We start from the raw sequence: 22,878 nt of genomic DNA, 5'->3' as shown, positions 1-22,878 counted from the left end.
AAGCCTGAAAGTGAAGCCCGTGTGAAGTATGATGATGTCATCGTTTCGTATCAGGACCTCCCATGAAGCAAATCACCTTTACGCCACGTCATCACCAGCTTACTAATACCAATACCTGGACGCCTGACAGCCAGTGGCTGGTCTTTGATGTACGGCCTTCAGGCGCGTCATTTACGGGCAAGACCATTGAGCGTGTCAATGTGCATACCGGTGAAGTGGAGGTGATTTATCGCGCCGTGCAGGGCGCGCATGTCGGCGTGGTGACGGTGCATCCTGCCGACAATCACTATGTGTTTATTCATGGCCCTGAAAACCCTGATGAGACGTGGCATTATGATTTTCACCACCGCCGGGGCGTTATTGCAACGCCGGGGGGCGTGACTAACCTCGATGCGATGGATATTACTGCGCCATATACTCCCGGCGCGCTGCGCGGCGGCAGCCATGTCCATGTGTTTAGCCCGAACGGCGAGCTAGTGAGTTTTACCTATAATGACCACGTTCTGCATGAGCGCGATCCGGCGTTGGATCTGCGCAATGTCGGCGTTGCCGCGCCGTATGGGCCGGTAACGGTGCCGGTTCAACATCCGCGCGAATACAGCGGTAGCCACTGGTGCGTGCTGGTGAGCCGCACGACGCCTGCGCCGAGACCTGGCAGCGATGACATTAACCGCGCCTATGAAGAAGGTTGGGTGGGCAATCGGCAAATTGCTTTTATTGGCGATACGCTGTCGCTGACGGGCGAAAAAGTGCCTGAATTATTTATTGTTGATTTACCGCGTGATGAATACGGCTGGAAACAGGTCGGCGACACACCGCTGGCGGGAACCGAATCAACCCTGCCGTCGCCGCCGCTGGGCGTGGTACAGAGGCGTCTGACGTTTACGCATCATCGTGCTTATCCGGGGCTTACTAACGTACCGCGTCATTGGGTCCGCGGTAATCCGCAGGCGACGGCGATTGCCTTTTTGATGCGGGACGATAACGGCGTGGCGCAATTGTGGCTGATGTCGCCACAGGGAGGCGCGCCCCGGCAGTTAACGCATCATACGTCCGGCGTACGATCAGCGTTTAACTGGCACCCGTCGGGGAAATGGCTGGGGATGGTGCTGGAAAACCGGATTGCCTGCTGCGATGCACAAAGTGGGAAGATCGATTTTTTAACCGACAGACACGGCAATCCGCCTTCCGCGGATGCAGTTGTTTTTTCACCGGATGGGCGACACATCGCGTGGATGGAAGAGGTCAAAGGGTTCCGCCAACTATGGGTGACGGAAACCGGGCGATAAATCAGGGAGTGGGCATTCTGGCCGGGGGGATGACGGCATTGGTCATTTTCGTCTCCTCCTCGCTTTTCTCAACGCGCGATCTTACCGAGCTGTCTTTGCGGAAAAGATCCCACGGCAGAAGAATCGTATCCAGTACGGCGGTAAATGGCATATCCAGCATCGCCAATGATTTTGTGCCCCAGTTTGTCTCATCATTACCGATCATCGTAGCGCTGGCGCGCGTACCAGGGTAAGTGCCTTCTTTACCGCCAGTGTGCGACATGACGCTTGAACAACCGCCTAATAAAAGCATCCCATTCCATATCATCAGCGTTAACAACACGTTTTTTATCATGACCCATTCATCTATTGATTGTCGGTGTTTGCATGATGAGTTATAGCGATCCGTTGCTAAAAATAACATCACCAGCACGTGGCACTGTGGTAGTCATCGCACTTTAACAAACAGTGCTGTCCAAACCAGTCTATGCAATAGCCAATAAACTGCAAAAAAAAGTCGGATTAAAACACTTGAAAAGTACGTAATCAGACCCATTTTTAAGACGTAGTAAAGAGAAGAGCACGCCTGATGGGTGTTCTGGCAATATTGGCCTGTCCATGATGGAAGGTCTGACATTCTCGCTGATTTCAGGAGCTAATGATTATGCGTAACTTCGACTTATCCCCACTGTACCGTTCTGCTATTGGTTTTGATCGCCTGTTCAACCTGCTCGAAAATAACCAGAGCCAGAGTAATGGTGGCTACCCTCCGTATAACGTTGAGCTGGTAGATGAAAACCATTACCGCATCGCCATTGCCGTTGCGGGCTTTGCTGAAAGCGAACTGGAAATTACTGCTCAGGATAATCTGCTGGTAGTAAAAGGCGCTCATGCGGACGACCAGAAAGAACGTTCTTACCTGTATCAGGGCATTGCCGAGCGTAATTTTGAACGTAAGTTCCAGTTAGCGGAGAACATCCACGTTCGCGGCGCAAACCTGGTCAACGGGTTGTTATATATCGAACTCGAGCGCGTGATTCCGGAAGCGAACAAACCGCGCCGTATCGAAATTAACTAATTCCGTCAGACCGCATTGTGCGGTCTGTTATCCCATGCTCGCCGTCAGGGAGCATATTCACACGTGAAGTGTGAAAGTAAAACTCGCTTCTTAGAAGGAGAAATGATTATGCGTAACTACGATTTATCCCCACTTCTGCGTCAATGGATCGGTTTTGACAAGCTGGCCAATGCGTTGCAAAACAGCGGTGAAAGCCAGAGCTTCCCGCCCTATAACATCGAAAAAAGCGACGATAACCACTATCGTATCACCCTCGCGCTAGCCGGTTTCCGTCAGGAAGATCTGGATATTCAACTGGAAGGCACGCGTCTGACGGTAAAAGGCACGCCAGAACAGCCGGAAAAAGAACCGAAATGGTTACATCAGGGGCTGGTCATGCAGCCTTTCAGCCTGAGCTTTACGCTGGCTGAAAATATGGAAGTTTCCGGCGCAACGTTTACCAACGGCCTGCTCCATATTGACTTAACCCGCAATGAACCGGAAACCATTCCTCCGCAGCGTATCGCTATTAACGAACGCTCCGCATTAAATAGCTAATTAGCTCCTTGCCTTGCCCCGTCAGAGATGACGGGGCTTTTTTGTGCGCTTAAACACTCCACTTAAGGGGAAGCCTTGGGGAATGTACGCATGAAAGAGCGTAATAAATATCTCGCCGACACCGCTTTCGATTTTGCCAGCGTTCAACATCATGAGTACCAGAGGCGATAAGTAAAGGCGCCAGGGCGGTTTTGTAACATGAGAATGTGCGTCATGCTATATATATGCTTTAACGCTTCAGTCATAATCCCTATAAATTGAAATGTTACTCACAGGGAAGAGAAGATGAGTGATATCGCATTAACGGTCAGCGTTCTGGCGTTGGTGGCGGTTGTCGGGTTATGGATCGGCAACATCAAAGTGCGCGGTGTCGGTCTGGGTATTGGCGGCGTGCTGTTTGGCGGCATTATCGTCGGCCACTTTGTCGATCAGGCAGGGGTGACGTTAAGCAGCGATATGCTGCACTTTATTCAGGAGTTCGGCCTGATTCTTTTTGTTTATACCATCGGAATACAGGTGGGGCCCGGGTTTTTCGCCTCGCTGCGCGTTTCAGGGCTGCGTCTGAATTTGTTTGCCGTTCTGATCGTGATTATCGGCGGGTTGGTCACCGCCATTCTGCATAAAATTTTTTCTATTCCGCTGCCCGTGGTGCTGGGGATTTTCTCCGGCGCAGTCACTAATACCCCCGCATTAGGGGCGGGTCAGCAAATTCTGCGCGATCTGGGAACGCCAATAGATTTTGTGGATCAGATGGGGATGAGTTATGCCATGGCCTACCCGTTTGGCATCTGCGGTATATTGCTCACCATGTGGCTGATGCGGTTAATTTTTCGCGTTAACGTCGAGGCAGAAGCGCAGCAGCATGAATCGTCTCTCGCTAACGGCCATTCATTGATTCAAACCATAAATATCCGTGTCGAGAACCCGAATCTCAATAATATGGCGATTCAGGATGTGCCGATCCTGAACAGCGATAAAATCATTTGCTCGCGCCTGAAACGCGACGAAACACTGATGGTGCCGTCGCCGGGGACGATTATCCAGTTGGGCGATCTGCTGCACCTCGTCGGCCAGGCCGCTGACTTGCATAACGCGCAACTGGTGATCGGCAAGGAGGTGGATACCTCGCTGTCGACGCGAGGAACGGATTTACGCGTCGAACGTGTGGTGGTTACCAACGAAAAAGTGCTGGGCAAACGTATTCGCGATCTGCGCTTTAAAGAGCGTTATGACGTCGTTATCTCTCGCCTTAATCGCGCGGGCGTTGAACTGGTCGCCAGCAGCGACGCCAGCCTACAGTTTGGCGACATTCTCAATCTGGTGGGACGACCCGCCTCGATTGATGCGGTAGCCGATATGGTCGGCAACGCCCAGCAAAAACTCCAGCAGGTGCAGATGCTGCCAGTATTTATCGGCATCGGATTAGGGGTTCTGCTTGGGTCGATTCCGTTATTTGTGCCGGGCTTCCCGGTCGCGTTAAAACTGGGGCTGGCCGGTGGGCCGCTGATCATGGCGCTGATTTTGGGGCGTATTGGCAGTATCGGTAAGCTGTACTGGTTTATGCCGCCGAGCGCCAACCTCGCGCTGCGTGAGTTAGGCATTGTTTTATTTCTGTCGGTTGTCGGGCTTAAATCCGGCGGTGACTTTGTCGATACGTTGACGCAGGGCGAAGGGTTAAGCTGGATTGGCTATGGTATTTTTATTACCGCGATTCCGCTTATTACCGTCGGTTTGCTGGCGCGAATTTTTGCCAAAATGAATTACCTCACACTGTGCGGGATGTTGGCTGGCTCCATGACCGATCCGCCTGCTCTGGCATTTGCTAACAATCTGCACGCCACCAGCGGCGCGGCGGCGCTCTCTTACGCGACCGTCTATCCGTTAGTCATGTTTCTGCGCATTATTACGCCGCAACTGCTGGCGGTGATTTTCTGGGGAATAGGATAGGCGCCTGATGGCGCGTTGCTTATCCGGCCTGCGTACTGCATCAGATTCAGGCCGGACAACGTTTCACAAGGCTACAGCAAATGGCCGTTCGTCAAACAGTAAAAAACAAGAATTAACAATAACAAGCTGCATATTACGCCGAACCCAAACAGCAGAGCGTGAAACGCAAGCGTACCACCGCCAAAGAGTATCGCGCCAGTAATACCCCAGCTATTTTCCTTACGCATTCCGCCGATAAAAGCGCAACCCAGCGCAATCACCGCAAGCGTAATACCTCCTGTTTTCAGTAGGTTATCTATATTTATTGCATTTTTTTTCGCTGCGGCAGGTGGTTTTTCATCTTTCATTCCGGCAATAATGCCATTTTTAATGGCGGACACCTTTTCGGCAACCGTGCTTTCCAGCATCAGCGGCGGTGCAGAAAAAGGGCCGTAATTGAAATGAAAAATGCCGAGAATGAGTGCTATTGCGCCGAAAAACATTCCCAGCGAACTACATTTATTTTGCGATATGATTTCCATTTGTTCTTCCCTGTCCCGGAGGATGTAAAGCATATCAGCAATAAAATGTGCGAAATTCTGAAAGTGGTTTGAGACGAGTGTTACATCAAAAGGAGCCGTAATGAAGATTTCCCACCTTGGCGAAGCGCCGGATTACCGCTTTTCATTGGCAAATGAGCGTACCTTTCTGGCCTGGATTCGCACCTCGCTGGGATTTCTGGCGGCTGGTGTTGGCCTCGACCAGCTTGCCCCGGATTTTGCCACGCCGGTGATTCGTGAATTGCTGGCGCTGCTGCTATGTCTGTTAGCAGGCGGTCTGGCGATTTATGGTTATTTGCGCTGGCTACGTAATGAAAAAGCCATGCGTCTGAAAGAGGATTTACCTTATACCCACAGTCTGTTGATCATCAGCATTATTTTGATGGTGGTCGCGGTGATTGTGATGGGGCTGGTACTCTATGCCGGCTAGTCGTAAAGCTCGTCGGCAGAACGACCCCGGGCTCCAGCCGGAGCGTACATCGCTGGCCTGGTTTCGTACGTTGCTGGGATACGGGGCGTTAATGGCGTTAGCCGTCAAGCATCACTGGCATCAGGCGGGCGTGCTGTTCTGGGTGTCAATCGGCGTTCTGGCAATAGTGGCGGTGATCCTTTGGCGTTATACCCTTAGTCGTAACCTAATGGATGTCGCGCATAGCGATTTTTCCGAAACTCATAACGTACGTGATAAATTTTTGATCTCTCTCGCGGTGTTGTCGCTCGCTATCCTGTTTGCTGTTACCCATATTCGCCAACTTATCGCCTTTATCGGGGATTTTATATGACAGGACGTCAGGACATTGTCGTGACTAATGACCAAATTCAGATCATCGTAAATCACCAGAATAGCCAGCAGCCTCAGCAACTGTACCGGAATTTACAACGGCTCGGCCTTCGCTATGTCCATTTTATCCCGCTGCTGGAATCCGACGGGAACGGTGTTTTGACCGCGGATTCCCTGTGTTCAGCAGACTGGGGGCGGTTTTTAAATAGCGTATTTGATATCTGGGTACGTGAAGATATTCAGCGTATCTCGGTTCGCATTTTTGATGAAACGCTACAGCACTGGTGCGAACGCCGGAAGTATGCTGAAACGCCGGACACGACGTTGTTAAGTGCTGAATGTCAGATGTGTTCTTTTTTGCGCTTTTGTCGCGGCGGATGCCCGGAGCATCGGGATAGTCGGGGAAGGAATCGGCTTTGCGAGGGCTATCAGGCTTTTTTTAACTACACCTCGCCACATATGCGGGTGATGCGAGATTTGCTGAAACAACATCGCTCACCGGAAGAGTTGATGGCGATGCTGCGGTAAAGCCGTAGGCCTGATAAGCGCAGCGCCCTCAGGCAGTATCTGCCGGGTGGCGGCGCGTAGCGTCTTATTCGGGCTGAGTAAAGTATTAGCGTACCTTTTATCAGCTACAGTCCCATTTCAGTCTCCGGTACCATGCCCTCGTTGCCCGACCACCAAAGCCCGAAACACGGCCCACCGCCAGACGCTGCATAGCCCAGAAGTAACGTGCGGGAATTTTCATCATCAATAAAGGAACCGTTGGGATTGGACTGCGTTGCTTTACGGCCTTGTTCAACCGCACCGTCGGCGCAGCTTACGCCCCATTTTTTATGGATGAGGCGATTTTGCCCGACTGCAGCCCGGATTACGCTTATTGTTTTGCCAGGTTGACAGTGGCCGAAAATCGAGGCGATTATTCGCGGGTTGCAGGAACAGGTGTGAAGATTTATTACGCTTTGTCTCTACACCTGCCAGGAGGGAATATGCTAAATACGTGCTATCACCGTCGTAAAAATTTTAGGGAGCGTCGTGTTTAAGCCGCTTGTTGCCTCACTTATGCTGACCAGCGCGGTTGCCTGCGCAAAACCGATGCCGTTGACAGCTTCACACTATGTGCAGCAGCTCGGCGTTGGGATGGATGTTGACTGGGCGCGTACGGAACAGGGTATTCGCGAATTTGATCCGCTGGTAGTGCGGGATTTTAAGGCGAAGGGATTAACCCATGTTCGTATCCGCGTAGCGGGTGAGCCCACGGAAGCGCGGCTCATTCATCTGCGTAAGCTGGTGGAAGCCTGTGAGTACTATGGCGTCATTCCCATTATTGCCTATCAGGCGGATGAGTATAAAACCGATCCCAGCGCCAGTAATGAAAAAGCGGTGATCAACTGGTGGAGCGTGGTTGCGCGCTATTTTGGCCGGACATCCCCGCTTCTGGGATTCGACCTTATTTATGAGCCTGCCGACAAACTCAACCATAATATGGCGTCGCTGAATCGGGTATATGACAAAACGATTCGTCTGGTTCACGCTATCGACCCGCAGCGTATGATTTTCGTTGCCCCACGAATGCGTGCCGCGCCAGAGGATTTGCCCGCGCTCAAACTACCGGCGCAAAGCCAAAACTATGTCCTGGCGGAATGGCACATCTTCCCGTGGGGACCGTTGAAAAGCGGCGGCAAATATCCATGGACATCAGGCACTGCGGCGGAAAAAGCGGCGATTCGGGCGCGGATTAACGCCGCGGTTCGCTGGCAGCATAAGACTGGCCATGCAAGCTGGGTGGGCGGATGGGCGCCGGGAGAATCGATAAAAACCACGCCTGACGCTTCGCAGTTTGCGTTTGCCCGGTTTATGGCCTGTGAACTGAAGAAAGCGCAAATTCCGTATGCAATAAACGCGGATACGCAGTTTTACGATGGCGAAGAAGGAGCATGGCGTCCGGCGCCGGAGCCGTTGCTTAACGCGATGATCGCGCCGGAATGTGAAACGCCCGGCAAAAAGCCGGGCAAGGAGACGATTAAACCGTCTGGCCCTGATGCGATATCCGCGATGCCAGCGGTAACCAGCACGCCATGATCAGTAATCCCATTAGGGTCATCAACAGCCCCAGGCTGCCCTGACCGGTTTGCGGCAGCATCGCCGAGAGCCACGCCAGTACGCCGGAACCAATATTTTGCAACCCGCCGACTAACGCGCCTGCGGTGCCTGCAAGGAATGGAAAAGGCTCCATCGCGCCGCTGGTGGCCAGTGGAAATAACATCCCGGCGCCAAAGAAGAACAGTGCGGCGGGAACGAGTAGCGTCCAGACGTTCATCACGCCAAACCAGCCGGGAACCCACATCATCAGGCCTGCCAGAAGACAACAAATGACCGACTGCCACATCAGGGTTGAGAAGCGTTTATTCGGGCGTCCGGCAAACCAGGCGCCGAAGAACGCCGCCGGAATCGGCAGAATAAACAGAATGCTTACCACCATGCTGCTGAGTCCTAATACTGCCCCCATCAGCACACCGGAACAGGCTTCAAAGACCGCAATGCCAGCCAGTCCGCCGATTAGCATCAGCAGATAACAGTTAAAGGCGCCGTTGCCAAACAGCGTTTTATAACTGGTGATTAGCCGGGTACGCGGCGCGCCGGTAGGGCGGGTTTCCGGCATCCAGCGCGCCATACTGAAGGTGACGCCAGCGCAAAGCACCAGTAAGAAAGCGTAACAGGCGCGCCAGTTCCACATGGTGTCCAGCAGACCGCCAATCAGCGGCGCTAACAACGGACTGACCAAAATGCCCATATTTAACAGGCTATTGGCGTGACGAAGCTGCGTCCCTTCATACAAGTCGCGCGGGAGCGTTCTCGCCATTACTCCGCCAACGCCAGTTCCCATTCCTTGCATGGCGCTGGCGACAATCAACACCGTCAGACTATGCGTGGTAATGGCTATCAGGGTTGCGACCATAAAAACAGACATGCCGACAAGGATGACCGGGCGGCGCCCAACCCTGTCGGAAAGCGGGCCGTAAAACAGTTGCGAAACGCCGTAGGTCAGGAGATAAGCGGCCATCACGCTTTGGACGGCCCCTTCCCGGACGTTCAATTCTCGCGCCATATCGGCAATGGCGGGAATATAAATGGTTTGCGCCATCTGCCCTACAGCCACCAGTAACACCAACATCAACAACAAATTGACGTTTCTCTGCCTTTTCATTTTGCTGATTACTTTTCAAAAAAAAGAAAAAATAAGAATAACTTGCTGCGCATTCCCATAAATGCGAGAGGAATCTACCACACCAGAAAAAGAAGGCCAGATAGCGGCCTGTAATGGAAAGCGAGGGAACGGCAGGATATGTAAACAAAAGCGGCAACAAATGTTGCCGAGAATTTATTATGCCGCGATCCTGATTCGACAATCATGCCAGACGAAGTAAAATCGCCCCGACGGCAATTCCGCCTGCCGCCACCAGACGTAGCCCGGCTACTTTCTCTTTAAGCAACAACCAGGCGATCAACGCGCCGAACAGTATTGAGGTTTCACGCAGGGCGGCGACCACCGCCAGTGGCGCCTGGGTCATGGCCCATAGCGCCAGTCCATAAGATCCCATGGTGCCAATTCCGCCAAAAATGCCTTTTTTCCACTGTTGCGCCAGATAACGAGACGCCTCCCGTCGCCGCGCAATCATCGCCCAGGTTAACAGGCAGGCACCATTGAGAAAAAACGACCATAGCGTATAGCCCAGCGCCGTCCCCGAGAGCCGTACGCCAGTACCGTCTACCAGAGTATATCCGGCAATAAAACAGGCATTCATTAACGCCAGCACGATACCGCGCTGAGAGCTGGCGCGGCCATTACAGGCCATCCCGAGTATGGCCATGCAGATTACTGCGATACCGATCCAGGCCATTGACGAAAGGCTGTCGCCAAGAAACAGAACACTAATGAGCGCTACCAGCAGCGGCGCAGTGCCGCGCATAAGGGGATAGGTCTGGCTCATATCCGAAACCTGATACGTTTTCGCCACCAGGACGGTATACACCACCTGGAGCGCGGTGGAGGCCGCTAAAAAAGGGATGCTGGCATGGGCGGGCTGCGGCGAGAAAGGCAAAAGGATTAATGCCATGACTGCCGCAGAACCGCTGACGCCGATCGCGGCGTAGAGCTTATCGTTTCCCGCTTTGACAATGGCGTTCCAGCTGGCATGTAGTAATGCGGCGAACAGCAAAATGCAAAAAACGGAAAGGGTCATGGTGTCAGGTGTCGTTGAGGGTGTCATAAAAACGTAACATATTCGGGAAGCGGAAGACCAGTAGATAACGTGAAAGGGGAGCGGTTGCCCGCTCCCCTTTGGTGCGACTTGAATCTGAATTACTTGAGGTATTTCAGAACGGCATCAAGCAGTTGCAGTGCTGCAACAATGAGTTTCAGGATAAGAATGGTGATATCCACTACGCTCATACGCGTCTCCTGTGGTTAAGGAGCACTGCCAGCTAACGTACCTTTCCGCTGCCTGTTGTCAGCTGTTGCGCACGCCATCCCTTTTGCGGGGAATATTGTGCGTGTTGACATAACACAGTGTGCTCACGCGGGGTTAAGGCGCTGACGGCACCACCCGTTTCAGCCAGGACTTCGTTGCGCCGGTTTTCGATGCGGCCCCCGCATAACACATTGTGACAAAGAGATTATAGTTAAATACTGTATAAATGAACAGTAATTTATGGACAGAATAGCGCTTCTGATCCATACTCAAATTCATCAAAATTCGCGCCGAAATTGCGCGTTCTGTACAGAACGCGTATACTTCTGCTGTTGACATAACACAGTGTGTTTCGCGGCTACCACCCGCATCACACCGTAAAAACCTCGCTTCGGCGGGGTTTTTTGTTTTCAGGCCTGTAGGAAAGTGGGATCATTAATCCCGTTTATTGCCTGATGGCGTTACGCTTATCAGTCCTGCGCTCAAAGTGTGTACCCTGGTCGGAAAATGTGATCGCTGGCGCATTTTTTCGCAGATGAAAAATTTTTCGTTGTCTTGTTGAAAGCGCTGTGCTTGTATAAAACTTGTTAATGACAAACAGACAAGGCCCCTAATGAACCCTTCCATGCTGAATGCGACCCTACTAAAAACTGCGCCATCTCGCGCAGCGGTCGTCGTGCGTGTGGTGGTGGTCGTCGGCAATGCGCCGTAGGGTCCGGAACAACACACGATTCCAAAACCCCGCCGGCGTAAACCGGGCGGGGTTTTTCGTTTAAGACGCCCTCCCGGAATGTCGGCCCAGAATAAAAGGAATGGAGCATGGCAAGTTCGGGCACAACATCTACAACTAAGCGCTTTACGGGCGCGGAATTTATTGTTCATTTTCTGGAGCGCCAGGGGATCCGTATCGTTACCGGCATTCCCGGCGGCTCGATCCTCCCCGTTTACGACGCGTTAAGCCAAAGCACGCAAATCCGTCATATTCTGGCGCGCCACGAACAAGGCGCGGGGTTTATTGCGCAGGGTATGGCGCGAACAGAGGGAAAACCCGCCGTTTGCATGGCCTGTAGCGGACCCGGCGCGACCAATTTGGTCACGGCCATTGCCGATGCGCGTCTGGACTCTATCCCGTTAATCTGCATTACCGGACAGGTCCCGGCGTCCATGATCGGTACTGACGCGTTTCAGGAAGTGGATACCTACGGTATCTCTATTCCCATCACCAAGCACAACTATCTGGTCAGAAATATCAATGAGTTGCCTCAGGTGATGAGCGATGCTTTTCGTCTGGCGCAGTCGGGGCGTCCCGGCCCGGTGTGGATAGACGTTCCTAAAGATGTGCAGACGGCGACAATTGAGCTGGATGCGTTGCCGTCGCCGGCGGAAAAATCCCCCCCGCCAGAGTTTAGCGCGGAGAGTATCCGCGAGGCCGCCGCGATGATTAACGCGGCGAAGCGCCCGGTGCTGTATCTGGGGGGCGGCGTGATTAATGCGCCGGCGCGCGTGCGCGAACTGGCGGAAAAAGCGCAACTGCCGACGACGATGACCTTAATGGCGCTGGGAATGTTGCCTAAGGCGCATCCGCTGTCGTTAGGAATGCTGGGGATGCATGGCGCGCGCAGTACCAATTTTATTCTGCAAGAGGCCGATTTACTGATTGTTCTGGGCGCACGTTTTGATGACCGGGCGATTGGCAAAACGGAACAGTTTTGTCCGAACGCCAAAATCATCCACGTGGATATCGATCGCGCGGAGTTAGGCAAGATTAAGCAGCCGCATGTGGCGATTCAGGCCGATGTTGATGAGGTGCTGGCGCAGTTGATGCCCCATATTGAGGCGCAGTCGCGGGAAGCATGGCATCAGTTGGTTGCGGACTTGCAGCAAGAATTCCCCTGTAGTATTCCCCAGGAAAACAACCCCCTTAACCACTATGGACTGATTAACGCCGTCGCCGCCTGTGTGGACGACAACGCGATTATTACCACTGACGTAGGTCAGCATCAGATGTGGACCGCGCAGGCTTATCCGCTCAACCGTCCGCGTCAGTGGCTGACGTCTGGCGGGTTGGGCACCATGGGGTTCGGTCTGCCCGCGGCAATTGGCGCGGCGCTGGCGAATCCAGACAAAAAGGTACTGTGTTTTTCCGGCGACGGCAGTTTGATGATGAATATTCAGGAGATGGCTACTGCCAGCGAAAACCAGTTGGATGTGAAAATTATCCTGATGAATAACGACGCGCTGGGACTGGTGCATCAGCAACAGAGTCTGTTCTATAAACAGGGGGTCTTTGCGGCGACCTATCCGGGACGTATTAACTTTATGCAGATTGCCGCCGGGTTTGGTCTGGAAACCTGCGATTTGAATAATGAAGCCGATCCACAGGCGGCGCTTCAGGCCATCATTAGTCGTCCAGGACCAGCGCTGATCCACGTGCGTATTGATGCAGAAGAAAAGGTGTATCCGATGGTGCCGCCGGGCGCGGCCAATACCGAGATGGTGGGGGAATAAGCCATGCAGAAACAATCACATGAGAACGTTATTCTGGAACTGACCGTTCGCAATCATCCTGGCGTGATGACCCACGTCTGCGGACTGTTCGCCCGGCGCGCTTTCAACGTTGAGGGTATTCTCTGTTTGCCGATTCAGGGCAGTAACCAGAGCCGTATTTGGCTTTTGGTCAACGACGACCAGCGGCTTGAGCAGATGATAAGCCAGATAGATAAACTGGAAGATGTCGCGAAGGTAGTGCGAAATCAGTCTGATCCCACCATGTTCAATAAAATTGCCGTCTTTTTTGAGTAACTCGGCGAGGAAAGTCTGAGTATCCCTGGCCGCTTACCTCAAGTCAGTGACCGGGGAGAACAGATGTAGCCAACGTAGAGGCCGCTTGAAGGATGAAATGTATATCGTTAAGGTAGGCGCTTTGACCGGATGGCGGCCTACCAATCTACAACGGCTTCTGCCTGTAGGCCTGCCTCAGGCAATTTCAAGCATCAGGACCACACCCATGATTACCGTTGCCCTTATTGACGATCACCTTATCGTCCGCTCCGGCTTTGCACAGCTACTGGGGCTGGAACCTGACCTGCAGGTTGTCGCTGAATTTGGTTCCGGACGTGAGGCGTTAGCTGGGTTACCGGGGCGTGGCGTGCAGGTGTGCATTTGCGATATCTCAATGCCAGATATTTCCGGACTGGCGTTGTTAAGTCAGCTGCCAAAAGGGATGGCGACTATTATGCTCTCGGTGCACGACAGTCCGGCGCTGGTGGAACAGGCGTTGAACGCCGGCGCGCGGGGTTTTCTTTCTAAACGCTGTAGCCCGGATGAGCTGATCGCCGCCGTGCATACGGTGGCGACCGGCGGCTGCTATTTAACCCCTGATATTGCTGTGAAACTGGCGGCAGGGCGGCAAGATCCGCTGACGAAACGCGAGCGTCAGGTGGCGGAAAAACTCGCGCAGGGCATGGCGGTAAAAGAGATAGCCGCTGAGCTGGGTCTGTCGCCAAAAACGGTACATGTTCACCGGGCGAATCTGCTGGAAAAATTAGGCGTCAACAATGACGTAGAACTGGCGCACCGCATGTTTGACGGTTGGTGATGAATACCTTTTTTTCTCGCTTAATTACTGTTGTTGCCTGTTTTTTTATCTTCTCCGCCGCGTGGTTTTGCCTGTGGAGCATCAGCCTGCACCTGGTGGAACGTCCGGAACTGGCGGTGCTACTCTTTCCGTTTGGTTTACGACTGGGACTCATGTTGCAATGTCCGCGCGGCTACTGGCCAGTATTGCTGGGCGCGGAGTGGCTGCTGATTTATTGGCTGGCGCAGGAGGTGGCGCTGGCCCATCTGCCACTTTTGATGATCGGTAGCTTGTTGACACTGCTGCCCGTGGCCCTGATCTCGCGTTACCGCTATCAGCGCGACTGGCGCACGCTATTACTTCAGGGCGTGGCGCTCACTGCCGCGGCGCTCCTGCAATCTTTACCCTGGCTGGGGCAGGGGGAAGCGGCATGGAACGCGCTGCTGTTGACCCTCACAGGCGGCCTGACGCTGGCCCCCATCTGCCTGGTCTTCTGGCACTATCTCACCAGCACCACCTGGTTACCGCTGGGGCCGTCGCTGGTATCACAGCCAGTCAACTGGCGCGGGCGGCATCTGATCGGGTATCTGCTGCTGTTTATCGTCAGTCTGTGGCTGCAACTGGGTTTACCCGCTGAACTTTCGCGCTTTACGCCGTTCTGCCTGGCGTTGCCGATTATCGCGCTCGCCTGGCATTATGGCTGGCAGGGCGCGCTCATTGCCACACTGATGAACGCTATCGCGCTGCTCGCCAGCCAGACCTGGCATGATCATCCCGTCGATTTATTACTTTCTCTGTTGGCGCAAAGTTTGACCGGGATACTGCTTGGCGCAGGTATTCAGCGCTTACGTGAGTTAAATCAGTCGCTGCAAAAGGAGCTGGCGCGCAACCATCGGCTGGCGGAGCGATTGCTGGAGACAGAAGAGAGCGTGCGCCGCGAGGTGGCGCGTGAACTCCATGATGACATCGGGCAGACCATTACCGCGATTCGTACTCAGGCGGGCATCGTGCAACGGCTGGCGGCGGATAACCGCGGCGTGAAGCAGAGCGGGCAGCTTATCGAGCAGCTTTCGCTGGGCGTTTATGACGCCGTGCGTCGGCTGTTGGGGCGCTTGCGCCCGCGCCAGTTAGACGACTTAACGCTGGCGCAGGCCATCCGTTCGCTACTGCGCGAAATGGAGCTGGAACGCCGCGGTATTGTCAGTCACCTCGACTGGCGAATTGACGAAACGGCGCTGAGTGAAAGTCAGCGCGTGACGCTGTTTCGCGTCTGTCAGGAAGGGCTGAATAACATCGTAAAACATGCCAATGCCAGCGCGGTGACGCTCCAGGGCTGGCAGCAGGATGAGCGGCTAATGCTGGTAATTGAGGATGACGGCAGCGGCCTGCCGCCGGGCTCTCACCAGCAGGGCTTCGGCCTGACCGGAATGCGCGAACGCGTGTCGGCGCTCGGCGGGACGCTAACCATCTCTTGTACCCATGGTACGCGGGTGAGCGTCTCGTTGCCACAGCGTTACGTTTAAGGAAAGACCATGCTTTCATTTTTAAAAGCTCCGGCCAACGCGCCGCTCATCACCGATAAACACGAGATCGACGCTCGCTATCGCTACTGGCGGCGGCACATTCTGATGACCATTTGGTTGGGTTACGCGCTGTTCTATTTCACCCGGAAAAGTTTTAATGCCGCCGCGCCGGAAATTCTGGCCAGCGGCATTCTGACGCGCAGTGATATCGGCCTGCTGGCGACGCTGTTTTATATCACCTACGGGATATCGAAATTTGTTTCTGGCATCATCAGCGACCACTCTAACGCCCGTTATTTTATGGGGATCGGGCTTATCGCGACCGGCGTGGTGAATATTCTGTTCGGCTTCTCGACCTCGCTGTGGGCCTTTGCCCTGCTATGGGCATTGAACGCCTTTTTCCAGGGATTTGGATCGCCGGTCTGCGCCCGTTTGCTCACCGCCTGGTACTCACGTACCGAACGCGGCGGCTGGTGGGCGTTATGGAACACTGCACATAACGTTGGCGGGGCGTTGATTCCTGTCGTTATGGCCGCTGTCGCTTTGCATTATGGCTGGCGAGCCGGAATGGTGGTGGCCGGGCTGCTTGCCATCGCGGTGGGCATGGTGATCTGCTGGCGGCTGCGCGACCGCCCGCAGGCGATGGGTTTACCGCCAGTAGGCGACTGGCGGCACGACGCGCTGGAGATAGCCCAGCAGCAAGAAGGCGCGGGGCTAAGCCGCAAGGAGATTCTTACTAAATATGTGCTGTTGAATCCCTATATCTGGTTGCTTTCACTGTGCTATGTGCTGGTGTATGTAGTGCGTGCGGCGATCAATGACTGGGGCAATCTGTATATGTCCGAGACGCTGGGCGTGGATTTAGTGACGGCCAACACGGCAGTATCGATGTTTGAGTTGGGGGGATTTATCGGCGCGCTGGTGGCCGGTTGGGGTTCGGATAAGCTGTTTAATGGCAACCGTGGGCCGATGAACCTCATTTTTGCCGCCGGGATTTTGCTTTCTGTTGGGTCGCTGTGGCTGATGCCGTTCGCCAGCTATGTGATGCAGGCGGCTTGTTTCTTCACCACCGGCTTTTTTGTCTTTGGTCCGCAGATGCTCATCGGCATGGCGGCGGCGGAGTGTTCGCATAAAGAAGCGGCGGGCGCAGCGACAGGTTTTGTTGGATTGTTCGCCTATCTTGGGGCGTCGCTCTCTGGCTGGCCGTTGGCGAAAGTGCTGGAAGTGTGGCACTGGAGCGGCTTTTTCGCGGTCATCGCCATTGCAGCGGGTATCTCCGCGCTATTGCTGCTGCCGTTTCTGAATGCCCAGGCCCCACGCGAGGCCAATGAAGCGTGATGTACCTCACCTTTTTGTGTTGAATGGGGAAAAACTAAGAAATTTTCCCGGTTTTGCCTGGACGCTGTCGCAGGCCACTTTTCCTGTGGATTTTTACAATGCCTGCCATTCGCAGGTATAAAAATTAGCTCAGGAGTAATCCATGCTGGCCTTCTTAAACCAGGTGCGCAAGCCGACCCTGGATCTGCCGCTCGATGTGCGGCGTAAAATGTGGTTCAAGCCGTTCATGCAGTCCTACCTGGTGGTTTTTATCGGCTACCTGACCATGTACCTGATCCGCAAAAACTTTAACATCGCGCAGAACGACATGATCTCTACCTACGGGTTGAGCATGACCGAGCTGGGGATGATTGGTCTGGGCTTTTCAATCACCTACGGCGTGGGGAAAACGCTGGTTTCCTACTACGCTGACGGTAAAAATACCAAGCAGTTTCTACCGTTTATGTTGATCCTCTCCGCTATCTGTATGCTCGGTTTCAGCGCCAGCATGGGCGCGGGATCAACCAGTCTGTTTCTGATGATCGCTTTCTATGCCCTGAGCGGTTTCTTCCAGAGTACCGGCGGGTCGTGCAGCTACTCGACCATCACCAAATGGACTCCGCGTCGTAAACGCGGCACCTTCCTCGGCTTCTGGAATATCTCCCACAACCTCGGCGGCGCGGGCGCGGCAGGTGTGGCGTTGTTTGGCGCTAATTATCTGTTCGACGGTCACGTCATCGGCATGTTTATCTTCCCGTCGATTATCGCGCTGATTGTCGGTTTTATCGGCCTGCGTTTTGGCAGCGACTCCCCGGAGTCTTACGGGCTGGGTAAAGCTGAAGAACTGTTTGGTGAAGAGATCAGCGAAGAGGACAAAGAGACCGAAGAAAACGAGATGACCAAGTGGCAGATCTTTGTTGAATATGTGTTGAAAAACAAAGTGATTTGGCTGCTGTGCTTCTCCAATATCTTCCTGTATGTGGTGCGTATTGGTATCGACCAGTGGTCCACCGTCTACGCTTTCCAGGAGCTGAAGCTTTCTAAAGAGGTGGCGATTCAGGGGTTTACCCTGTTTGAAGTAGGCGCACTGGTCGGCACGTTGCTATGGGGCTGGCTCTCTGACCTGGCGAACGGTCGTCGCGCGCTGGTGGCCTGCGTGGCTCTGGCATTGATCATCGCCACCCTGGGCGTCTATCAGCACGCCAGCAACCAGTACATCTATCTGGCCTCGCTGTTCGCGCTCGGTTTTCTGGTGTTTGGGCCGCAGCTATTAATCGGCGTGGCAGCAGTCGGCTTTGTACCGAAAAAAGCCATCGGTGCTGCGGACGGTATCAAGGGAACCTTCGCTTATCTTATTGGCGATAGCTTTGCCAAGCTGGGGCTGGGCATGATTGCCGACGGCACGCCGGTTTTTGGTCTGACCGGCTGGGCGGGCACCTTCGCCGCGCTGGACGCTGCCGCGATCGGCTGTATCTGTCTGATGGCGATGGTCGCCGTGATGGAAGAGCGCAAAATCCGCCGGGAGAAAAAAATTCAGCAAGTCAATATCGCTTAAATGTGTGCATTTGGTAACGTTTTGCCCGGCTTAACGCTGGGCTTTTTTGTGTTCAAACCCTAAATATTTTCCGAATCTACGTTATATCCCGCCCGCCTCCCTGTTCCTTCCGGTTGTCAGGCGTAAGGTATGTAACCTGATGATTTACATTAGGATATGGCAATGAGCGGAAAACCGGCGGCGCGTCAGGGCGACATGACGCAGTATGGAGGCCCGGTAGTCCAGGGGGCGGCGGGGGTGATGATTGGCGCGCCAACGGGCGTGGCCTGCTCGGTGTGTCCCGGCGGCAGAACCTCCGGCAATCCGGTGAACCCGCTGCTGGGGGCCAAGGTCCTGCCCGGTGAAACCGATTTCGCCCTGCCGGGGCCGTTACCGTTTATGCTCTCGCGCTCATACAACAGCTGGCAGACCAGAACCCCTGCGCCAGTGGGTATTTTCGGCCCCGGCTGGAAAGCCCCCTTCGATATCCGCTTACAGCTTCGCGATGATGAGCTGATTATTAACGATGACGGCGGGCGCAGCATTCACTTTGAGCCGCTGCTGCCCGGTGAAACCGCCTTCAGCCGCAGCGAGTCCCTGTGGCTGGCCCGTGGCGGCGTGGCTAAACTGCATGAGAGCAATGTGCTGCATGTGCTGTGGCAGGCCCTGCCGGAAGATTTGCGGTTAAGTCCGCATCTTTATCTGGCGACCAGCAGCGCACAGGGGCCGTGGTGGATTCTGGGCTGGTCTGCGCGCGTACCGGGAGCAGAGGAACCCTTACCCGCTCCGCTGCCGCCGTACCGGGTACTGACCGGGCTGGCTGACCGCTTCGGGCGCACGCAAATCTTTCACCGGGACGCGGACGGCGAATCTGCCGGAAACATCACGGCGGTCACCGACGGCGCAGGCCGCCGCTTCCGGCTGAGGCTGACCACGCAGGCGCAGCGGGCGGAGGCAGCGCGTAAACAGGCGACCGTTTCCGGTATCAGCGCGCCGGAATACCCGCAGACGATGCCGGTCTCCGGTTACGGCGCAGACAGCGGTATTCGCCTTGAGGCGGTGTGGCTGACGCACGACCCGGCATACCCGGATAACCTCCCGGCGTTACCGCTGGCCCGCTATACGTACACCCCGCGCGGTGAGCTGTCGGCAGTGTACGACCGCAGCGATACACCGGTGCGCAGTTTCACTTACGATGATAAACATCCGGGAAGGATGACCGCACACCAGTACGCCGGACGCCCGCAGACCGCCTACCGCTATGATGCCAGCGGGCGGGTGACGGAGCAGCATAATCCGGCGGGCCTGAGCTACCGGTACGAATATGAAAAAAACGTCATCACAGTTACCGACAGTCTGAACCGCCGCGAGGTACTGCATACCGAAGGTGAAGGTGGACTGAAACGGGTGATTAAGGAAGAAAAAGCCGGCGGCAGTACGATTACGCGGGAATTTGATAACGCGGGCAGGCTTGTCGCACAGACCGACGCTGCCGGGCGTAAAACCGAGTTCCGGCTGAATATCGGCTCCGGGAATGTGACGGAAATTGTCACGCCTGACGGAAGGAGTGTACGGTTCAGTTATAACGACCAGCGCCAGCTCATCTCCACCACCGGCACTGACGGCCTGCGCAGCCAGCAGGCGTTTGATGCTCTGGGTCGCCTGACGCAGGAGAAATCCCGTCACGGCGATATTACCCGTTATTTTTATGATGACCCGGACAACGAACTGCCCTCTGCCATTGAAGACGCCACCGGCAGCCGGAAACAGATGACGTGGAGCCGCTACGGGCAGTTGCTGACCCTGACCGACTGCTCCGGCTACCGGACCCGCTATGAATACAACCGCTTCGGGCAGGCCACGGCCCTTCATCAGGAAGAAGGCCTCAGCCAGTACCGCGCTTATGATGAACGGGGCAGACTTGTCAGCCAGAAAGATGCCGCAGGCCACAAAACCCGCTATGAGTACAGTATGGCGGGCGACCTGACCACCGTGGTCTACCCGGACGGCAGCAGACAAACCATAAGCTATGACGCCGCAGGACATCCGGTGAGCACCACAGAAGGCGGCCTGACGCGGAAGATGGAATACGACGCTGCCGGGCGCGTCACCCGGCTTGTTAATGAGAACGGGGCTGACACCACCTTTACTTACGACCTGCCGGACAGGCTGGCGCAGGAAACAGGCTTCGACGGCAGGACGCAGCGTTACCAGTACAGCATCACCGGACAGCTTGTCCGCAGCGAGGATGAAAACCTCATCACCCTGTGGCACTACGATGCGTCAGGCCGGCTGGCATACAGAACGGTGAATGATGAAGAGGCGGAGCGCTGGCAGTACAACGGGCGCGGCTGGCTGACCGAAATCAGCCATCTCAGTGACGGCCACCGCGTCGCCGTGCAGTATGAATACGATAAACAGGGGCGGATGAACCTTGAGCGCCAGACGGTACAGCATCCCGAAACGGGGGAACTGCTGTGGCAGCACGTCACCAGACACGATTATCTGAAGGGGCTGGCGACCCGCACCACCCCCGACCATCTGCCGTCGGTGGAATGGCTCACTTACGGCTCCGGCTATATCGCCGGGGTGAAGCCCGGCAACACGCCGCTGGTCGATTTCACCCGCGACCGCCTGCACCGGGAGACACAGCGAACCTCCGGCGCTTATGAGCAGAACACGCTCTACGGTGCCACCGGGCAGCTACTGAGCCACACGTTCAGTGACCCGGTGCTGAACCGGGATACGGTTATAACGACAACGGTCAGCTTGTGCGCATCCGTGGCGTGCATCAGGAGGAAGACTACCGCTATGACGGCGCGGGGCGGCTCATCAGCGCACGCCACAACGACCTGCTGCGGCGCTACGCCACCGACCCGGCGGGCAACCGTATTACAGACCGGGAACAGTACCCGGCGCTTCCCTCGATGTGGAGGGATAACCGCATCGGCGAAGACGTGCAGTATTTTTACCACCACGACGCGCACGGAAGGCTGGCGGAAAAGGATGAACGCCGAATCCGCGATGGCGGCAGCCACAGCCACCATTATCACTACGATAACCAGCACCGTCTGTGCCACTATCGCTGCGAACAACAGGGTGTCACGCTTCTGGAAAGCCGCTACCTGTATGACCCGCTGGGCCGCCGCATCGGAAAACGGGTGTGGAAAAGCCGACGTGAGCGCGGAAGCCTCAGCGGAGAGGAATATATTTACCTGAATAAAACCCCGGAAGTGACATGGTACGGCTGGGACGGCGACAGGCTGACCACTACCGAAACTGACACACAGCGTATCCAGACCATTTACCTGCCGGGCAGCTTCACGCCGCTGGTCAGAATTGAAACAGAAACCTCAGAGCTGTCAAAAGCAACTCGTCGCACGCTGGCGGAGAAATTTCAGCAGGAAGCGAACGTAACCTTCCCGCCGGAACTGGTGGTTCTGGTGGATAGTCTGGAAGCGGAGCTACAGCGCGGAGAACTCAGCGAAGCCAGCCGGGCGTGGCTGGCACAGTGCGGACTGACGCCGGAGCAGATACAAAACCAGATGGAGCCGGAATACATACCGCAGAGAAAAATCCATCTGTACCACTGCGACCACCGGGGCCTGCCGCTGGCGCTGGTCAGTCATGAGGGGAAAGTGGAGTGGTCTGCGGAATATGATGCATGGGGGAATGTGCTGCGTGAGAATAATCCACATAACATGAAACAGCTCATCCGTCTGCCGGGGCAGCAGTATGATGAGGAGACGGGGCTGTACTATAACCGTCATCGTTACTATGATCCGTCGCAGGGAAGATATATTACTCAGGACCCCATTGGGCTGGAAGGGGGATGGAATCCTTATTCATATTCACTAAATCCGGTAACAGGCATGGATCCTCTAGGATTAATAAATATAAGTAAAGGAATAGAAGGAGCTTCTGGAGATACATCTGTTCATGCGAATCCAGGTCCTGAGGCCACAAGTTTTCGCCCAGACCACTCACCAGACCATATTCATCTAGGTAAAAATGATGGGCCGCGGTTGAGTACCGATAATTGGAAACCTCTATCACAAGCGGATGCGGAAAAGATGTCTAAAGAACAGAAATATTTTTGTAAGAAACTAACCGATGAGGCTAAAAAAATATTATCCGAAAGACAAAAGCAGATATTTAAATATGGTAAATTACTGGGAGTGCTTGGTGATTACATGTCGGTTCGAGACGTAGTAGGTGAAATGTGTCAGCGTGGAGAATTAGTATCATGTCAAATTTATGAAGACATGGGGGGAGATTTGACCCCGCCAGCCATATAAGGAACAA

General features: G+C 54.7%; 20 protein-coding genes, 3 pseudogenes and 1 other annotated feature. Of the genes and pseudogenes, 16 read left to right on the top strand and 7 right to left on the bottom strand.

Features of this window, described 5'->3' with window-relative positions:
• Positions 1–62 precede the first annotated feature (62 nt).
• A complete protein-coding gene (locus tag SBG_RS17520) occupies positions 63–1,289 on the top strand; it encodes a DUF3748 domain-containing protein (protein WP_000809960.1) in 1,227 nt (408 codons plus the stop codon).
• 1 nt (position 1,290) lies between these two features.
• Here the strand turns inward: SBG_RS17520 and SBG_RS17515 are convergent, their stop codons facing one another.
• Complete coding sequence (locus tag SBG_RS17515) at positions 1,291–1,623, bottom strand: YceK/YidQ family lipoprotein (RefSeq protein ID WP_000594824.1); 333 nt, start codon at positions 1,621–1,623, stop codon at positions 1,291–1,293.
• Between the two features lie 242 nt (positions 1,624–1,865).
• Positions 1,866–1,939 (top strand) — a sequence feature (ROSE (Repression Of Heat Shock gene Expression) occurs in the 5'-region of heat shock genes and acts as an RNA thermometer to modulate expression.).
• Here SBG_RS17515 and ibpA point away from each other — a divergent pair.
• The 3 genes from ibpA (at position 1,933) to SBG_RS17500 (ending at position 4,830) form a co-directional block, all read left to right on the top strand.
• Positions 1,933–2,346 (top strand): small heat shock chaperone IbpA, encoded by a 414-nt coding sequence (gene ibpA / locus SBG_RS17510; RefSeq protein ID WP_015703064.1) that lies wholly within the window; start codon positions 1,933–1,935, stop codon positions 2,344–2,346. Its footprint overlaps the feature before it by 7 nt.
• A gap of 108 nt (positions 2,347–2,454) precedes the next feature.
• On the top strand, positions 2,455–2,883 hold the full coding sequence (gene ibpB / locus SBG_RS17505; RefSeq protein ID WP_001246917.1) for a small heat shock chaperone IbpB: 429 nt from the start codon (positions 2,455–2,457) through the stop codon (positions 2,881–2,883).
• A gap of 285 nt (positions 2,884–3,168) precedes the next feature.
• Complete coding sequence (locus SBG_RS17500) at positions 3,169–4,830, top strand: putative transporter (RefSeq protein WP_001279796.1); 1,662 nt, start codon at positions 3,169–3,171, stop codon at positions 4,828–4,830.
• A 71-nt stretch (positions 4,831–4,901) separates the two neighbouring features.
• Here the strand turns inward: SBG_RS17500 and SBG_RS17495 are convergent, their stop codons facing one another.
• Entirely contained in the window at positions 4,902–5,351 is a 450-nt protein-coding gene (locus SBG_RS17495) for a hypothetical protein (protein WP_000402872.1), read from the bottom strand.
• A gap of 100 nt (positions 5,352–5,451) precedes the next feature.
• Between SBG_RS17495 and SBG_RS17490 the strand changes: the two genes are divergently transcribed.
• From SBG_RS17490 to SBG_RS17480, 3 genes are read left to right on the top strand one after another with little or no spacing between them, the layout of a single operon-like run.
• The gene (locus SBG_RS17490; RefSeq protein WP_000703172.1) at positions 5,452–5,799 is read left to right on the top strand and encodes a YidH family protein; all 348 of its coding nucleotides are present in this window, start codon (positions 5,452–5,454) and stop codon (positions 5,797–5,799) included.
• A complete protein-coding gene (locus SBG_RS17485) occupies positions 5,789–6,151 on the top strand; it encodes a DUF202 domain-containing protein (RefSeq protein WP_001111757.1) in 363 nt (120 codons plus the stop codon). Before SBG_RS17490 ends, SBG_RS17485 begins: the two co-directional genes overlap by 11 nt.
• Positions 6,148–6,678 carry a radical SAM protein gene (locus SBG_RS17480; protein WP_000147844.1) on the top strand — a complete coding sequence of 177 codons (531 nt, stop codon included), beginning with the start codon at positions 6,148–6,150 and terminating at the stop codon, positions 6,676–6,678. The genes SBG_RS17485 and SBG_RS17480 overlap by 4 nt, the downstream gene beginning before the upstream one ends.
• A 176-nt stretch (positions 6,679–6,854) precedes the next feature.
• On the opposite strand, the pseudogene SBG_RS23255 reads toward SBG_RS17480, so the two are convergent.
• Positions 6,855–6,956: pseudogene (locus tag SBG_RS23255) on the bottom strand (D-serine ammonia-lyase); the annotation flags it as partial.
• A 256-nt stretch (positions 6,957–7,212) separates the two neighbouring features.
• Between SBG_RS23255 and SBG_RS17475 the strand changes: the two are divergent.
• A complete protein-coding gene (locus SBG_RS17475; protein ID WP_043942454.1) occupies positions 7,213–8,232 on the top strand; it encodes a cellulase family glycosylhydrolase in 1,020 nt (339 codons plus the stop codon).
• Here the strand turns inward: SBG_RS17475 and emrD are convergent.
• From emrD to SBG_RS22925, 4 genes and pseudogenes are all read right to left on the bottom strand, one after another.
• Positions 8,174–9,358, bottom strand: a complete 1,185-nt coding sequence (gene emrD, locus SBG_RS17470; protein ID WP_000828748.1) for a multidrug efflux MFS transporter EmrD — start codon at positions 9,356–9,358, stop codon at positions 8,174–8,176. The genes SBG_RS17475 and emrD overlap by 59 nt on opposite strands.
• A 202-nt stretch (positions 9,359–9,560) precedes the next feature.
• Positions 9,561–10,421 (bottom strand): DMT family transporter, encoded by an 861-nt coding sequence (locus tag SBG_RS17465; protein WP_077909594.1) that lies wholly within the window; start codon positions 10,419–10,421, stop codon positions 9,561–9,563.
• Positions 10,422–10,513: 92 nt separating this feature from the next.
• Complete coding sequence (tisB, locus tag SBG_RS17460; protein WP_000117642.1) at positions 10,514–10,603, bottom strand: type I toxin-antitoxin system toxin TisB; 90 nt, start codon at positions 10,601–10,603, stop codon at positions 10,514–10,516.
• Positions 10,600–10,714: pseudogene (locus SBG_RS22925) on the bottom strand (hypothetical protein). Before SBG_RS22925 ends, tisB begins: the two are co-directional and overlap by 4 nt.
• A 521-nt stretch (positions 10,715–11,235) precedes the next feature.
• Here SBG_RS22925 and ivbL point away from each other — a divergent pair.
• The 8 genes and pseudogenes from ivbL to SBG_RS21150 all read left to right on the top strand — a co-directional run bounded on the left by ivbL (position 11,236) and on the right by SBG_RS21150 (position 22,871).
• Positions 11,236–11,334, top strand: a complete 99-nt coding sequence (gene ivbL / locus SBG_RS17450; RefSeq protein WP_024135144.1) for an ilvB operon leader peptide IvbL — start codon at positions 11,236–11,238, stop codon at positions 11,332–11,334.
• 107 nt (positions 11,335–11,441) lie between these two features.
• A complete protein-coding gene (gene ilvB / locus SBG_RS17445; protein ID WP_000168509.1) occupies positions 11,442–13,130 on the top strand; it encodes an acetolactate synthase large subunit in 1,689 nt (562 codons plus the stop codon).
• Between the two features lie 3 nt (positions 13,131–13,133).
• Entirely contained in the window at positions 13,134–13,424 is a 291-nt protein-coding gene (gene ilvN, locus SBG_RS17440) for an acetolactate synthase small subunit (protein ID WP_001171830.1), read from the top strand.
• Positions 13,425–13,629: 205 nt separating this feature from the next.
• Positions 13,630–14,220, top strand: coding sequence for a transcriptional regulator UhpA (uhpA, locus tag SBG_RS17435; RefSeq protein ID WP_000633661.1), 591 nt, complete (start codon positions 13,630–13,632; stop codon positions 14,218–14,220).
• Positions 14,220–15,722: a signal transduction histidine-protein kinase/phosphatase UhpB gene (gene uhpB, locus SBG_RS17430; protein ID WP_001091271.1), complete on the top strand. Its 1,503-nt coding sequence runs from the start codon at positions 14,220–14,222 to the stop codon at positions 15,720–15,722. Before uhpA ends, uhpB begins: the two co-directional genes overlap by 1 nt.
• 9 nt (positions 15,723–15,731) lie before the next feature.
• Positions 15,732–17,060 (top strand): MFS transporter, encoded by a 1,329-nt coding sequence (gene uhpC, locus SBG_RS17425; RefSeq protein ID WP_000948160.1) that lies wholly within the window; start codon positions 15,732–15,734, stop codon positions 17,058–17,060.
• A gap of 142 nt (positions 17,061–17,202) precedes the next feature.
• Positions 17,203–18,594: a hexose-6-phosphate:phosphate antiporter gene (gene uhpT, locus SBG_RS17420; RefSeq protein WP_000879178.1), complete on the top strand. Its 1,392-nt coding sequence runs from the start codon at positions 17,203–17,205 to the stop codon at positions 18,592–18,594.
• Between the two features lie 162 nt (positions 18,595–18,756).
• A pseudogene (locus SBG_RS21150) lies at positions 18,757–22,871 on the top strand (RHS element core protein).
• Positions 22,872–22,878: the final 7 nt, after the last annotated feature.

The sequence above is a fragment of the Salmonella bongori NCTC 12419 genome (assembly GCF_000252995.1).
In the GTDB taxonomy this organism is placed as follows: Bacteria; Pseudomonadota; Gammaproteobacteria; order Enterobacterales; family Enterobacteriaceae; genus Salmonella; species Salmonella bongori.
This window is presented reverse-complemented; position numbering and strand designations above follow the sequence as displayed.